Genomic DNA, 14,371 nt, shown 5'->3' with positions numbered 1-14,371 from the left:
GTAGCAAGTGACTCCCGCTGCCTGAAACAGCGGGAGAAAAGATTACTTCTGAATTAGATAACGAATGGTCGGCCCGTCTTGCTGAATATCCAGTACCGTATAGCCGTGATTACGCGCATCCAGCGGAATATTGTTAATCGACTGTGGACAATCGCTGACCACTTCGAGGATCTCGCCTTTTTTTAACTGCGGCATCGCCTCAAGGGTTGCAACCGCCGGGTAAGGGCAGGGCTCGCCCACCATATCAAGACGGTAATCAGGAACGATATTTTTCATGCGATCTCCTTAGCTGTCTGCGGCGCCGCACGGCGGAAGAAGCGTTTTTCCCAACCGATAATCAACATCAGCGCAGCGAACAATAGTAAATATGTCACCAGCAGGCCGCCCATTGGACCAAAGGTTTTTAGCAGGTTGATTTTGTCCCAGTCGGTTGCCAGCGCCGGGGCGAAATCATCCCAGTAATACGCCAGAATCGTGGAGCCAATAACGTTGCCCAGACCGACCCACCAGTAATGTACCTGGCCTTCCACCGCGCGGTACATCCATCCCGTTTCGCAGCCGCCCGCCAGCACAATACCAAAACCAAACAGTAATCCACCAATTACCGCGTTCGGACCCGCCCACATGATTTTAGGTTCTACGCCTAACTGTACATAACTGAAAATCCCGATGGCACTTACCGCCATACCGAAAATGATCGCTTTCGCCATGTGGGTTCGTCCGGTGATCCACATGTCGCGGAACGCCGAAGTAAAGCAGATTTGTGCACGTTCTATCAGCAAGCCAAAGCCGACACCAAACAGCATCGCCAGCCCCAGCTTTGGTTGGTTCATCGCCGTCAGCAGCGCCCAGCCCAGCATGCCGAAAAAGACCAGCATCCCGAGACGAAAACGGCGCCGCGCCTGATCTGGTTTCTGCGTCAACGGTGAGGCGGCAGAGACTTTCTGCATTTTCACGGGGATACGAAAGACAGGCAGCAGGGTAAAGCGCGCGCCAAACCATGAGCCGATGGCGGTAGCGATGGCAAAGAACCAGGCGTGCAGCGAGAACTGAGGAATGCCGGTAAAGAACGCCGCCAGGTTACAGCCCATCGCCAGACGCGCACCAAAACCGGCAATAATCCCGCCAATAATGGCCTGCATAATGCGGATACGGCTACGCGGCATGCGTAGTTTGACGTTGTTGGCCCATAATGCCGCGGCAAAACAGCCGCCGAACATACCGAGAATCATCATCCCGTCAATGCGGGTTAATGGCGATCCTTCCAGATGGATGATTTTAAAATAGCCCCACTCTTCAGCATGGACGCCAAACAGTTGCAGGAGCTGACCGCCCCAGCGGGTAAATTCACCCGTAACTGCCCAAAAGGTGCCGGTAATGCCAAAATAGTAAGTGGAGAGAATGCCCGCCGCGATGACCGCAGGAATTGGCGCCCAGAATTTAATCAACCAGGCTTGTTTGAATTGCTGCCATGACATGTATGTAGCCTCTGAACTCAGAAGGTTTAAACAAGAGTCGCGAATCATACATCAGGAGAATTTATTTGCGCGGCAATAATTCACAAAAATAATAGTTAGATCAAATTTCTCTTTGGGCCTGGAAAGGGTGGCAGCGTCAGGGCTTTAATGCCACAATCCACTTTTCTTCTCATGCAGGACGAATGATGAAAAAACTCGCAATTGCAGGCGCACTCATGTTGTTGGCGGGCTGTGCCGAAGTCGAAAACTATAATAATGTTGTAAAAACCCCTGCGCCAGACTGGTTGGCAGGGTACTGGCAGACCAAAGGGCCGCAACGTGCGCTGGTCAGCCCGGAAGCGATTGGTAGCCTGATTGTCACTAAAGAGGGTGATACCCTGGATTGCCGTCAATGGCAGCGAGTGATTGCGTTACCGGGTAAGCTGACGCTGATGTCTGATTCTCTCACTAACGTTACTGTGAAACGTGAGCTGTACGAGATTGAGCGTGACGGTAACACTATTGAGTATGATGGCATGACGATGGAACGCGTGGCTCGTCCGACGGCAGAGTGTGCCGCCGCGCTGGAAAAAGCGCCGTTACCGACGCCGCTGCCGTAATGAAACTCCCCTGGCTCTGGGGGATTTTCATGTCAAAAAAAGTGCCCGATACGCAAGCTTATCGGGCCTGAAACTGTAACGGCGCCGCAATAACGATGCGTGTATTGTCAGCGATCGGTTTTAAATCACCTCTTCGATAACCCAAACGCTGACGCTGCCGCCGTTACAAAAGAATGTCGCTTCGCCATTTTCATCGGTAACTATGCTCTCTTGTCGATTACCGAGAAAATCGCGCCAGGTTTTATTGCCGTAGTTCTCACCCAGTTTAATCGTCTTTTCGCCATCGTCACCGTTCGACATAACCACAACGCAGCCAGGATATTCATCGGTGCCACTGCGACTAAAGGCAATACAGTTCGGATGATCGAAAAATAGCGTCTGTACACCGTGGGCAAAACGCTGGCGGGCGAGGATTAGCTCATCAAGTTGTTCGATTATTGGCATATCGATTGGATAGGTCTGTCCGTCACCGCCGACATCTTCGTAATGAGCCCCGTACAGATCAGGGTAAAACACCGAAGGCACGCCATTTTCCCGTAGCAAAATAAGGGCATAAGCCAGCGGCTTAAACCACGGCTCCACCGGAGCTTCAAGGGCTTGTAACGGCTGGGTGTCGTGGTTGGCGACCAGCGTCACAGCGTGGAAAGGATCGACTTCAACCAATGTGCCGCTAAAAATCTCAGTCATATCATAATCACGCCCCATACGAGACGCTTCGTGGAATTTCATCTGCAGCGGTGCATCAAACAGCATGGTTTTACCTTCCACCTGATCAATATACGTTTGCAGTTTCTCGACCTCGCGCGACCAGTATTCCGCCACAATAAAGAGTGGTTTCGGCGCAACTTCTTGCACATGCTCGATCCACTCTTTATAGAACCACGCCGGAATATGTTTTACCGCGTCGAGACGAAAACCATCGCACTGAGTTTGTTCCATTACCCAGCGCGCCCAGTATTTGAGCTCTTCGGTGACGGCATGGTTACGAAAATCGATATTTTCGCCCATCAGATAATCGAAATTGCCTAATTCATCATCGACCTGATCATTCCAGCCTTCGCCAGTGTAATCGTTGACGATTTTAAAGATGCCATCTTCATGCGGGTTTTCGATATGGTCGATACCGCTAAAACATTTGAAGTCCCATATAAATTGTGAATATTTTCCGGCTCGTGCAGGGAAGGTGTAACGGGTCCAGCCTTCGCATTCGATAATTTCATCATCAATTTGCGTGCGACACTCTTCGTTAACTCGCTGAACGCGAATCGCTTCTTTTTCGTCGGCACCCATTTTGTGGTTCACCACCACATCCAGCAGTACGGCGATGTCGTTGCGTTTAAGCGCGTCGATGGCCGCCAGCAATTGCGCTTTATCACCATATTTCGTCGCGACAGTGCCTTTTTGATCAAACTCGCCTAAATCAAATAAATCATAGGAGTCGTAGCCGACAGAATATCCGCCCGATGCGCCTTTATAGGCAGGTGGTAGCCAGACCATATTGATACCAATATCATTTAAACCGTCGGCGCGCTCGGCAAGCTCGGGCCAGAGCTTGCCGCCTTCAGGGTAATACCAGTGAAAGCATTGCAACAGCGTGGGATTACGCATTCTTCGACTCCACATGAGGGGAACATTAGAAGCGTAGCCGTAATCAGGTTATTCGCGAGTAATCCAACTTTTATGCTTTGCCAAAATGCAGATGGGGAGAAAAATTGACGATATTCTCCTGCGGCGCCAGTACGTAGCCGCCCTGGTCGCCGTAAGCACTTAATACGGATTTTTGCATCGATGACTGACCAACCAGCTTCGCCAGCTCATCCATTCGCCCCTGCAATAACTGCTTAACGTTGCTTTCGTTGTCCAGGACGAGGCGTAGCATCGGTTTGAGTTGTTCCTGCATCATGGCAGAGGGTGCCATCTCTTCCGTCAGGTGTGCGATTTGTTGCACCGCATTCACATAATCCATTTCGCTGGCGATGAGTTCATCCCATCGTCCTTCTGTCGCCAGGCGTAACATGAGCTGGCTTTTTTCGACAAGTTGCTGCCAGGCAAAATACAAGTGCGGTGCATGGTTCATCAGACAGGGTCCTGAATCAAAGAAGGGGAGAGTAAAGTCTCTTTCCAGGCATCGGCAATATTGCGCATCAACGTTTCCACTTCTTCTATTGCGGAGACATCGTTACGCAAATTCGCTTGCAGCAAACGCCTGACCATATAGCTATAGAGCGCAATTAAATTCTGGGTTAATTCATCCTGGCTTTCTTCTTCGAGGCTCACCTTCAGCCCATTCTCAATGATGTTGATAGCTTTCGATAAAGAAATGCCTTTGCCTTCCAGGTTGTTGTCCTGCATAAACAGGCGTGCTCTTACCAGCGCACTCAACACGCCGTCAAATAGCATGGTAACCAGTTGCTGTGGACTGGCGCTCATCACGGCGCTCTCAACGCCAATTTGTGCATAGGCCTGCGTGCCTTTTGCGCTGTACATAGTCTCTCCTGAAGATTATTTCGAGCTGCTATTTGAGGTGTCGAATTGCTGTGTCAGATAGCTACTGGTGGAGTTAAGCGAGTTCATTAACACATCCAGTTGGGTGAACTGGGCTTTGTAGCGCGCCATTAATGTATCGATACGTTCACTGGCAGCGTTGTACTGATCCGTCAAATGGTTCAGTGTTTTGCTTACGCCATCTTTTGCAGCCTGGATTATCCCGGTGGAGGAGAGCCAACTGGTCAGGTTGCTGCTAATGCTGGTGGTTACGCCAGTGCTTTTACCGTCACCAATAAACATTTCACCTACGCCAGTGGCATCTTTCTTCATGGCCGTTTGCAGCTTGTCAGTCGCTATTTCCAGCTTACCGGTACTGGCGTCGGTGGTGATACCGATCTGTGCCAATGTTTTATAGGCTGAACTGCTATGCGTATTGGCAAGCAGCGTTTTTAACTGGGTCTGGATGGTGCGCAGCGTGGAGTCACCGAGTAACGCGCCGTTGCTGGAGTCCTGACTTTCTGCCCCGGCATCGACTGCGGTGTATTTTGTTAAGCTACTGAACGTATCCTGTAACGTGTTATAGGCATCCACCCACGCTTTAACCGCATTTTCAGCTTTGGAGGTGTCTTTGCTGATGGTGAGGGTCTGATTACCAGTGGTGACGTCATTCAGGTTGAGAGTGATATCTTCCAGCGCGTCACTGATAGTGTTGCTGCTGTTTTCAATCTCAACGTTATTAACCGTCAGTTTGGCGTTCTGCGCGGTGACGCTTTCAATCATGCCATTACTGCTATCACCCGACGTTCCGTTGTAACCCATAAAACTTTGCAGGGCGCTGTCGCCGCTGACGCTCAGTTTCATGGCGTTATCGCTACCGGTATCATTGGCGGTGATAGACAAACGATACTCGCCGTTACCCACATTGATGATACTGGCGCTGACGCCGGCTTTGGCGTTGTTAATTGCATCGCGGATGCCAGAGAGTGACGAGTTAGCCGCGCTGATATCAATCGTGACGGGATCTTTTCCACCGCCTTGCTGGATGGTCAGTACGCTATCGCTGGTGGCGATGGCGGCTTTGTTGTCTTTTTGGCTGTTTTGGGTCGTGAGCGTCTGTGCCTGTGCCAGTTGGCTGACACTTATGGTGTATTTTCCGGCAATTGCGCTGCCCGTGGTGGTGGCGCTAAAAGCTGAGGAACTGCTGGTGGTTGAGGTAGCAGTAAATAAGTCGGCTTTATTCAGTGCCGTGTTGGCGGTCTGAAAACTCTCCAGCGCGCTTTTCAGCGTCCCGTAGGCGCTCAGTTTCGCGGTGTACGAGCTTTGCTGTTTTGATATCGGCGTCAGGGTAGATTTTTCTGCCGCCTCAAGACTGTCGAGGATGCTGCTTAAGTCCAGCCCCGACCCAACCCCGAGCGTTGAAATACTAGCCATATATATTCCTTAATCATGCGACATGTAGAACGAATACCGGGGTTATCGGCGCAAGCGGGGCAAAGTTTACGATTTATTTTTGGGCTTAATGACACGAACAGCAACGAGGAAGGGGAGTATTTCGACGGCTAGAAAAAAATTCTAAAGGTTGTGAGTGACCAGACGATAACAGGGTTGACGGCGACGAAGCCGAAGGGTGGAAGCCCAATACTTAAACCGTAGAGCTAAAAAACAGGAATAAAAATTATGGCACAAGTCATTAACACCAACAGCCTCTCGCTGATCACTCAGAACAACATCAACAAAAACCAGTCTGCGCTGTCGACTTCTATCGAGCGCCTCTCTTCTGGTCTGCGTATTAACAGTGCGAAAGACGACGCCGCTGGTCAGGCGATTGCTAACCGTTTCACCTCTAACATTAAAGGGCTGACTCAGGCCGCGCGTAACGCCAATGACGGTATTTCTCTGGCGCAGACCGCAGAAGGCGCACTGTCTGAAATCAACAACAACTTGCAGCGTGTGCGTGAGTTGACCGTTCAGGCGACGACCGGGACTAACTCTGATTCTGACCTGTCTTCTATTCAGGACGAAATCAAATCCCGTCTCGATGAAATTGACCGTGTATCCGGTCAGACTCAGTTCAACGGCGTGAATGTGCTGGCGAAAAATGGTTCTATGAAGATTCAGGTTGGCGCGAATGATGGGCAGACGATCTCTATCGATTTGCAGAAAATTGATTCTTCAACGCTGGGATTGAAAGGTTTCTCGGTATCAGGGAACGCATTAAAAGTTAGCGACGCGATAACTACAGTTCCTGGTGCTGCTGGCGCTCCCCCGGTTACGGTTAAATTTGGTACGGACGATGCTGCTGCCGCCGCAATGGCTAAAACATTGGGAATAAGTGATACATCAGGCTTGTCCCTACATAACGTACAAAGCGCGGATGGTAAAGCGACAGAAACCTATGTTGTTCAATCTGGTAATGACTTCTATTCGGCTTCCGTGAATGCTGGTGGCGTTGTTACGCTTAATACCACCAAGGTTACTTTCACTGATCCTGCGAACGGTGTTACCACAGCAACACAGGCAGGTCAGCCTATCAAGGTCACGACGAATAGTGCTGGCGCGGCTGTTGGCTATGTTACTATTCAAGGCAAAGATTACCTTGCTGGTACAGACGGTAAGGATGCAATTATAAACGGTGGTGACGCTGCAAAAAATGAAGCCACAACAATCCGGCTTACTGATGAACTCGATGCTGATGGTTCTGTAAAAACACCGGCCACACCAACATTTTCTGGTACTGCAACCAACGATCCACTGGCACTTTTAGACAAAGCGATTGCATCAGTCGACAAATTCCGCTCCTCCCTCGGTGCCGTACAAAACCGTCTGGATTCTGCGGTCACTAACCTGAACAACACCACCACCAACCTGTCTGAAGCGCAGTCCCGTATTCAGGACGCCGACTATGCGACCGAAGTGTCCAACATGTCGAAAGCGCAGATCATCCAGCAGGCGGGTAACTCCGTGCTGTCTAAAGCTAACCAGGTGCCGCAGCAAGTTCTGTCTCTGCTGCAGGGTTAATCGCCAAAACCTGACTAACTGATAGTGACAGCAAACGCCAAATTGCCTGATGCGCGGCGCTTATCAGGCCTACAAGATGAATCGCAATTAATTAAATTTGCATATTCGTCTGGGCTGGATAAGGCATTTACACCGCATCCGGCAAGATGAAGCGTACGTTGTCAGATCTCTTAACCCCGCGTCCGGCGGGGTTATTTTGCTCATTATTTACCGATCACTCTAAATAACCGCTTATTTCACCCATTAATCGTCCGATTAAAAAACCTGCAGAAACGGATAATTATGCCGATTACTTATATAACGCAGGGTTGTTTATCGTGAAATCACTCTATACCGCTGAAGGTGTAATGGATAAATACTCGCTGTGGCAGCGTTATATCCCGCTGGTGCGTCACGAAGCATTGCGCCTGCAGGTCCGACTGCCCGCGAGTGTAGAACTTGATGATCTCCTACAGGCGGGCGGCATTGGATTACTTAATGCCGTTGAACGTTATGACGCCCTGCAAGGAACGGCATTTACAACTTACGCAGTGCAGCGAATCCGTGGCGCTATGCTGGATGAACTTCGCAGCCGTGACTGGGTGCCACGAAGCGTGCGACGCAATGCGCGTGAAGTGGCACAGGCAATGGGGCAACTGGAGCAGGAACTTGGCCGTAACGCCACAGAAACTGAAGTGGCAGAACGTTTAGGGATCGAAATCGCCGATTATCGACAAATGTTGCTTGATACTAATAACAGCCAACTCTTTTCCTACGATGAGTGGCGTGAAGAGCACGGCGATAGTATTGAACTGGTAAGTGACGATCATCAGCGCGAAAACCCGTTACAAAAATTACTGGAAAGTAATTTGCGTCAACGGGTAATGGAAGCCATCGAAATGTTGCCGGAGCGTGAACAGTTAGTATTAACGCTCTATTACCAGGAAGAGCTTAATCTCAAAGAGATTGGCGCGGTGCTGGAAGTTGGTGAATCGCGGGTCAGTCAGTTACACAGTCAGGCCATTAAACGGTTACGCACCAAACTGGGTAAGTTATAACTTAAGTAAATGCCGCACATTAATTTTGAATACCAGGAGTTCTTAATAATGATGCAGCACCAGAAAAGGCGGCCATTGAGTCGCTATCTTAAAGACTTTAAACACAGTCAAACCCATTGCGCATTTTGCCGTAAACTACTTGATCGCATTACGCTGGTTCGCGACGGCAAAATAGTGAATAAAATCGAGATTTCCCGTCTCGATACACTGCTTGATGAAAATGGTTGGCAGGAAGAACAAAAATCATGGTCCGCGTTGTGTCGTTTTTGCGGCGATTTACACTGCAAAACGCAGAGTGATTTTTTTGATATTATCGGCTTCAAGCAGTTTCTCTTTGACCATACTGAAATGAGCCCCGGTACTGTGCGCGAGTATGTGGTACGTCTGCGTCGTTTGGGTAATTATTTAAGCGAGCAAGATATTTCCACCGACCTGCTGCAGGATGGTTTTCTTGATGAAAACCTGGCGCCTTGGCTACCCACCACAAGCACCAATAATTACCGCATCGCATTACGTAAGTATCAGTGTTACCAGACGCAAACCCGCGGTGATCTTGCGCAGATATCCCCCTGCATGTCAGCTTCTGATATATATTAAATAAGAATAAGATGTAGCAGAGTTGTTTTTGTGTTTACAAACAATGGCTCTACACTGCAAACCAACAAAACAACATTCGGGGTGAATATGAAACTAGCACATCTGGGACATCAGGCGTTGATGGGCGTTATGGCCGTGGCGCTGGTTGCGGGTATGAGCGTGAAAAGTTTTGCCAACGAAGGCCTGCTCAATAAAGTAAAAGAGCGTGGCACGTTGCTGGTGGGACTGGAAGGGACTTACCCGCCGTTTAGCTTTCAGGGCGATGACGGCAAGTTGACTGGTTTTGAAGTGGAATTTGCCCAACAGCTGGCAAAACATCTGGGCGTTGATGCCGCATTAAAACCGACCAAATGGGATGGGATGCTGGCGTCACTGGATTCTAAACGCATCGATGTGGTGATTAACCAGGTCACCATTTCTGATGAACGCAAGAAAAAATACGATTTTTCTACCCCTTACACCATTTCCGGTATTCAGGCACTGGTGAAAAAAGGGAATGAAGGCACAATTAAAACCGCAGACGATCTGAAAGGTAAAAAAGTTGGCGTTGGTTTAGGCACTAACTATGAAGAGTGGCTGCGTCAGAATGTTCAGGGTGTTGATGTGCGCACCTATGATGATGACCCGACCAAGTACCAGGATCTGCGCGTAGGCCGTATTGATGCCATCCTGGTTGACCGTCTGGCGGCGCTGGATTTGGTGAAGAAAACCAATGATACACTGGCAGTAACTGGCGAAGCCTTCTCCCGCCAGGAGTCAGGTGTCGCGCTGCGTAAAGGTAACGAAGACTTGCTGAAAGCAGTCAACGATGCCATTGCAGAAATGCAAAAAGATGGAACCTTGCAAGCCCTTTCGGAAAAATGGTTTGGTGCTGATGTGACCAAATAATCAACGTATTGACGGGTCCTGCTATAAGTTGACAGTTTTCTGTCTGTAAAACGCCTGATGAACTTCATCGGGCGTTTTGTATTTCAGTGCCAGGTGTGGCCGCTCATGGTTATAAATGGCCTCGGTTTTTTTACTATTTCCCGGGCCAGCAGGACGCGAGTTTTTCAGGAGCCCGTTTATTCGTTCAGCCAGCGCATTCTGGTCGCAGTCATAACCAACGGTCATTGAGCAGGTTATCCCGTTTCTCTCATGCACTGACTGATAAAGAGCTGGCTACTCCACTACCCGGTTCAGAATGTATACTTCGCTCCCAGCATGGCAGAGGCGTCACTGTATCCCTCGTCACCGATCTGTACACCCACATTGCCCCAGAGGTTCAGATGGTCATTAATCTGTCCCTCAACACCGGTTTTTACTTCTCCGATATTGCTGGCGCCGTCCTGATGTACCGTCACACCGTTCATGCGGGTGCCAAAATCACGGGTGTTGTGCAGCCAGTTCACCTCAACGAACGGACGGAACTCATGGGATTTGCCGTCATTCATTCTGTTGTGTTCCTTAATCCAGGTTTTCACGCCCAGAAGGGTATGGACGTTACCGTCACCAGTGCTTTCAACACGGGTACCATTGCGTTCATGGTGCTCATCAGCTTTTACGCCCATCCAGATAACCTGAGCCTGAGGCTGGACATACCATTCGTTCAGACTGCCATGGCTACCGGTAAACTCACCGGCTTTCCAGACATAACCGGTTTCCAGTGAGGCTGTCAGACCTTTTGATTTCCAGGATTCCCCCGGTAGTCCGTCACCTTTCACATCGTTATCGAACCAACTGTACTGTGCCCAGCTATCCAGATAAGCCCCGCTATGTGTCTCATCATTAGCATACCAGGTGGCATACAGACCTGTGTTGTATCCTTTCACACTGCCTTTTGAACTGTATCCGGTACGTACAGAATCTGTATTGTTATGGTCATTACCGTAACCAGCCATAACCCCCAGATGCCAGCGGTCAGATCTGTTCCGGCTCCACTGGGCCAGGTCACCGCCCATCTGCAGGACGTAACGGTTACCCTGTGTTTTCAGTTGACCTGTACCGTCACGCCAGCGGTTGTGTCCCCCTTCATGGCGCATCCACATGCTGGTTTCTTTCTGCTCACCGGTAATCACATCGGTGTAATGCATTGGCCCCAGGCGTTCATGAAGACGGGATACGAACATGGTGTTTGCTGCAGCCATGTTCGCCGTATAGGAGCCAGCTTCCGGACGCAAGTCGTTGTCATTACCACCCGGAGCAGGTTCAGGGGCAGGGGGTTGCATTGCTTTCAGAGCGCGCAGCAGGAACGGAGTGTTTTTACCACTGGTCAGATACCAGTTATCACGGTTGCTTCCCTGACCACGTCCCAGCGTGTAGTCATAAGCCCCGGCGGCAATACGCCCGGCCTGAATAAATTCAGCACTGTCAGCATTTCCGTCGACATGAATCAACTCAATACCGTTTAGTGTCTGTGCTCCGGTACCACCTGCATTTATAACAACCACACGGGTCTGACTGGAAGCATTGCCTTTAATAACCAGTTTGTCTGTTGCGGAGCTGTCATTCCCCAGAGCGGTGTTCATGAGCAGTAAGCCATTATTACCGGTATAGTTACCTCCGATCGTCAGTACATTACCCGGAGCATCGGCTCTCAGGTCAAGAGTACCGCTGTTGGTTACGTTCCCGGCGACACCACCAGAGCCGGAGAGTGTCCCCTGCTGAGCGATGGTGACCTGGCTGTTGGCAAGCATGACAGGTGCATCAGCCTTGCCCAGAATCAGTGTGCCGGCAGTGTTAACCAAGCCTGTTCCCAGTCCGTCAGTATTAAGCACTTTCACCATTGCCTTTTCTGCGATAGTGGTGGTGGCATTCAGGGCGCGGCTGGCACCAGTAATATCGAACACGCCACCGCTGATGTTCAGGGAGCCAGAGCCGATGAGGGTACCTGCAGACAGGCCTCCACCTGTGAGGGTCAGATTACCGCCATTAATGTTCAGTATGGAACCTGCTGCGCTGTTCAGTTTACCTGCGGTCTGGCTGTGACCGTTCATGTCCAGCATGGTGTCGTCTGCCAGGCGAATCTCGCTGGTCTGCCCCAGTGCACTGTTGCTGTTCATGCGGACATTGCCGCCGCGGATGTCTGTTACACCTGTGTAAGTGTTTTGGGAGGACAGAATCAGTGTTCCTTCGCCTGCTTTGGTCAGCGTTTTTCCATCCCAGCCATGAGATAACTGAACAGCATTGTTATCTGCAAGCCGTACCTTCAGCTCTAACACCGCGCCATATCTCAGGTCAAACGTGCCATATCCATTTCCTGAAGGGTCATTCCACTTCAGGGAAGAACTCACCTCTTTTACTGTCTGCCCGTTACCACTAAGTGATGTTAAAACATAGTCTTCAGCACCATCACTCAGTAGATTATTATGCTGATAAATATTATTTTCAGAGAGCCCTGTTATGCCCTTGGAGGTCGTCAACAAGCCGTACTCATTTTGCTTCCATATTGTCATGGCAGTATCAACATTAAGCACTGCACCGTTATTGAACTGAATACTTTTGGCAGTTAAATGACTGGAACCTGTGCTCATATTCAGCGATGAATCTGTGTCAAATACCGAACTTCCGCTAAAGGTGACATCAGCTCCTGAAACGGAAACATGTGTACCTGTACCCGCACTCAGATTGCCTTTTATTTCAGAGCTGGTGGAGTCTTTATTTGTAATGGACAGAGAATTACCATCAGCATTATTTTCAACATTATTCAAAACAATATCACCTTGAATGACAGAACCAGCGAAGAGATTCAACGAGTTAGTTCCACCATTCAGAGATATTGCGGTATCACAATCTTGCCCTCTGTTACCAGATACTCCTCCGGAGAAGATAACGTTACTTTCACCTTCCTGTCCGCCACTCCCAGGCAATATCCTGCCATGATTATTTATCGTGATATTACTCCCGGAGATAGCAGTACCACCATTACCTCCGTTGCCACCATTACCTCCGGCACCAGTTTTATTATTTTCATGGGAACGCCCTCCATCGCCACCATTACCACCAGTGCCGCCATTTCCACCAATAATATTTCCATAATTATTTATTTCCATATTATTTCCAGATATGGCAATCCCCCCGGTGCCACCAATACCTCCCGTACCACCAGAACCAAGGGGCGCTGAGTCAGTGTAATCATATTCATCTGTACCACCGCTACCACCTTCACCACCAGTGCCTCCCTGTCCGCCAGTTATATCTCCCGTATTATTTATCTTAATATTATTACCATATATAGCAGACCCTCCAATACCACCACTACCACCGGTACTCCCATTAATATTCGGAACGGTAGAAAATTCGACACTACCTTCACCACCGCGAGCACCATCCCCCCCCTGGCCACCTGTAATGTGATTATTATTTGTTATCTCCATATTATTTCCGGATATGGCCGTGCCTCCATTCCCTCCTGTGCCGGCAGAAGACCCCCATACCGCCCACCAGGCACCACTACTACCTTGCCCGGCAGTGATGTTTCCGTTATTGCTTATTTGAAGATTATTGCCAGATATGGCAGTCCCACCAACAGCAGGAGTCCCCGTTAAACCACCGCTCTTATCGCCATAACCACTGGCTCCAGGCATTCCGCCATTGCCACCCGTAATGCTACCGTTGTTCGTAATGGTAAGATCATCTCCGGAAATAGCGGTACCTGCTTCACCTCCATCGCCCCCGCCATTACCATAACCTCCCCAACCCCCTTTACCACCGGAAATATCACCATAATTAACAAGAGTAAAATTATTTCCAGTAATAGCTGTGCCGCCCTGGCCTCCTGCAGCGCCCTTCATAGTATGATCATCATCATGACCAGCCCATCCGCCTTCACCGCCACTAATGTGAGTTCCGCTGTTAATTGTCAGGACATTTTCATCCTGTAACGAACCGGGTACAACATTAACAATGAGAGCATCTTCACCGGCTTCTCCATCATCACTACCCAACCTATCCTGCGGGCCATTAGCACCAATGATATGTTCAGATATTTCAGCAGGGTTTCCTTCAGAAAGAGTAACTTCCTTTTTAGCTCCCAAAGCAGGCTGAATGGCCAGAGTGGCAGATATAAGACTGCAAAGTAATGTAGTCTTCATTCCCTCTTGCGTTACGCCGAATGTTTTTCTGTTTTTTATATAGATATCAAATTTTTCTTTTTTATTAGTTTTCATTTTCACAA

General features: G+C 49.5%; 12 protein-coding genes and 1 pseudogene. 5 read left to right on the top strand and 8 right to left on the bottom strand.

The window, feature by feature from the left end; genetic code table 11:
- Positions 1-42: 42 nt before the first annotated feature.
- Together yedF and yedE are read right to left on the bottom strand one after the other, a co-directional pair.
- Positions 43-276: a sulfurtransferase-like selenium metabolism protein YedF gene (gene yedF, locus D9738_RS08235; protein WP_000790504.1), complete on the bottom strand. Its 234-nt coding sequence runs from the start codon at positions 274-276 to the stop codon at positions 43-45.
- On the bottom strand, positions 273-1,478 hold the full coding sequence (yedE, locus tag D9738_RS08230) for a selenium metabolism membrane protein YedE/FdhT (RefSeq protein ID WP_130208577.1): 1,206 nt from the start codon (positions 1,476-1,478) through the stop codon (positions 273-275). Before yedE ends, yedF begins: the two co-directional genes overlap by 4 nt.
- A gap of 185 nt (positions 1,479-1,663) precedes the next feature.
- On the opposite strand from yedE, the gene yedD reads away from it, so the two are divergent.
- Complete coding sequence (yedD, locus tag D9738_RS08225) at positions 1,664-2,077, top strand: lipoprotein YedD (protein ID WP_064529329.1); 414 nt, start codon at positions 1,664-1,666, stop codon at positions 2,075-2,077.
- A 120-nt stretch (positions 2,078-2,197) separates the two neighbouring features.
- Here the strand turns inward: yedD and amyA are convergent, their stop codons facing one another.
- From amyA to fliD, 4 genes are all read right to left on the bottom strand, one after another.
- The gene (gene amyA / locus D9738_RS08220; RefSeq protein WP_130259932.1) at positions 2,198-3,685 is read right to left on the bottom strand and encodes an alpha-amylase; all 1,488 of its coding nucleotides are present in this window, start codon (positions 3,683-3,685) and stop codon (positions 2,198-2,200) included.
- A 70-nt stretch (positions 3,686-3,755) separates the two neighbouring features.
- Positions 3,756-4,154 (bottom strand): flagella biosynthesis regulatory protein FliT, encoded by a 399-nt coding sequence (gene fliT, locus D9738_RS08215; protein ID WP_130208573.1) that lies wholly within the window; start codon positions 4,152-4,154, stop codon positions 3,756-3,758.
- Entirely contained in the window at positions 4,154-4,564 is a 411-nt protein-coding gene (gene fliS / locus D9738_RS08210; RefSeq protein WP_130259931.1) for a flagellar export chaperone FliS, read from the bottom strand. Before fliS ends, fliT begins: the two co-directional genes overlap by 1 nt.
- A 15-nt stretch (positions 4,565-4,579) precedes the next feature.
- Positions 4,580-5,995, bottom strand: coding sequence for a flagellar filament capping protein FliD (fliD, locus tag D9738_RS08205; RefSeq protein ID WP_130259930.1), 1,416 nt, complete (start codon positions 5,993-5,995; stop codon positions 4,580-4,582).
- A 246-nt stretch (positions 5,996-6,241) separates the two neighbouring features.
- On the opposite strand from fliD, the gene D9738_RS08200 reads away from it, so the two are divergent.
- The 4 genes from D9738_RS08200 to tcyJ all read left to right on the top strand — a co-directional run bounded on the left by D9738_RS08200 (position 6,242) and on the right by tcyJ (position 10,104).
- Positions 6,242-7,582, top strand: a complete 1,341-nt coding sequence (locus D9738_RS08200; protein ID WP_130259929.1) for a FliC/FljB family flagellin — start codon at positions 6,242-6,244, stop codon at positions 7,580-7,582.
- 317 nt (positions 7,583-7,899) lie between these two features.
- Positions 7,900-8,619: an RNA polymerase sigma factor FliA gene (fliA, locus tag D9738_RS08195; RefSeq protein WP_064529323.1), complete on the top strand. Its 720-nt coding sequence runs from the start codon at positions 7,900-7,902 to the stop codon at positions 8,617-8,619.
- Positions 8,620-8,664: 45 nt separating this feature from the next.
- Positions 8,665-9,216, top strand: a complete 552-nt coding sequence (fliZ, locus tag D9738_RS08190; protein ID WP_130260045.1) for a flagella biosynthesis regulatory protein FliZ — start codon at positions 8,665-8,667, stop codon at positions 9,214-9,216.
- Between the two features lie 87 nt (positions 9,217-9,303).
- Entirely contained in the window at positions 9,304-10,104 is an 801-nt protein-coding gene (tcyJ, locus tag D9738_RS08185) for a cystine ABC transporter substrate-binding protein (protein WP_130218652.1), read from the top strand.
- A gap of 21 nt (positions 10,105-10,125) precedes the next feature.
- Here tcyJ and D9738_RS08180 read toward each other — a convergent pair.
- Positions 10,126-10,371: pseudogene (locus D9738_RS08180) on the bottom strand (integrase core domain-containing protein); the annotation flags it as partial.
- Between the two features lie 23 nt (positions 10,372-10,394).
- Complete coding sequence (locus D9738_RS25405; protein WP_276320295.1) at positions 10,395-14,363, bottom strand: autotransporter outer membrane beta-barrel domain-containing protein; 3,969 nt, start codon at positions 14,361-14,363, stop codon at positions 10,395-10,397.
- Positions 14,364-14,371: the final 8 nt, after the last annotated feature.

The sequence above is a fragment of the Escherichia sp. E10V5 genome, assembly GCF_004212315.1.
GTDB lineage: Bacteria > Pseudomonadota > Gammaproteobacteria > Enterobacterales > Enterobacteriaceae > Escherichia.
This window is presented reverse-complemented; position numbering and strand designations above follow the sequence as displayed.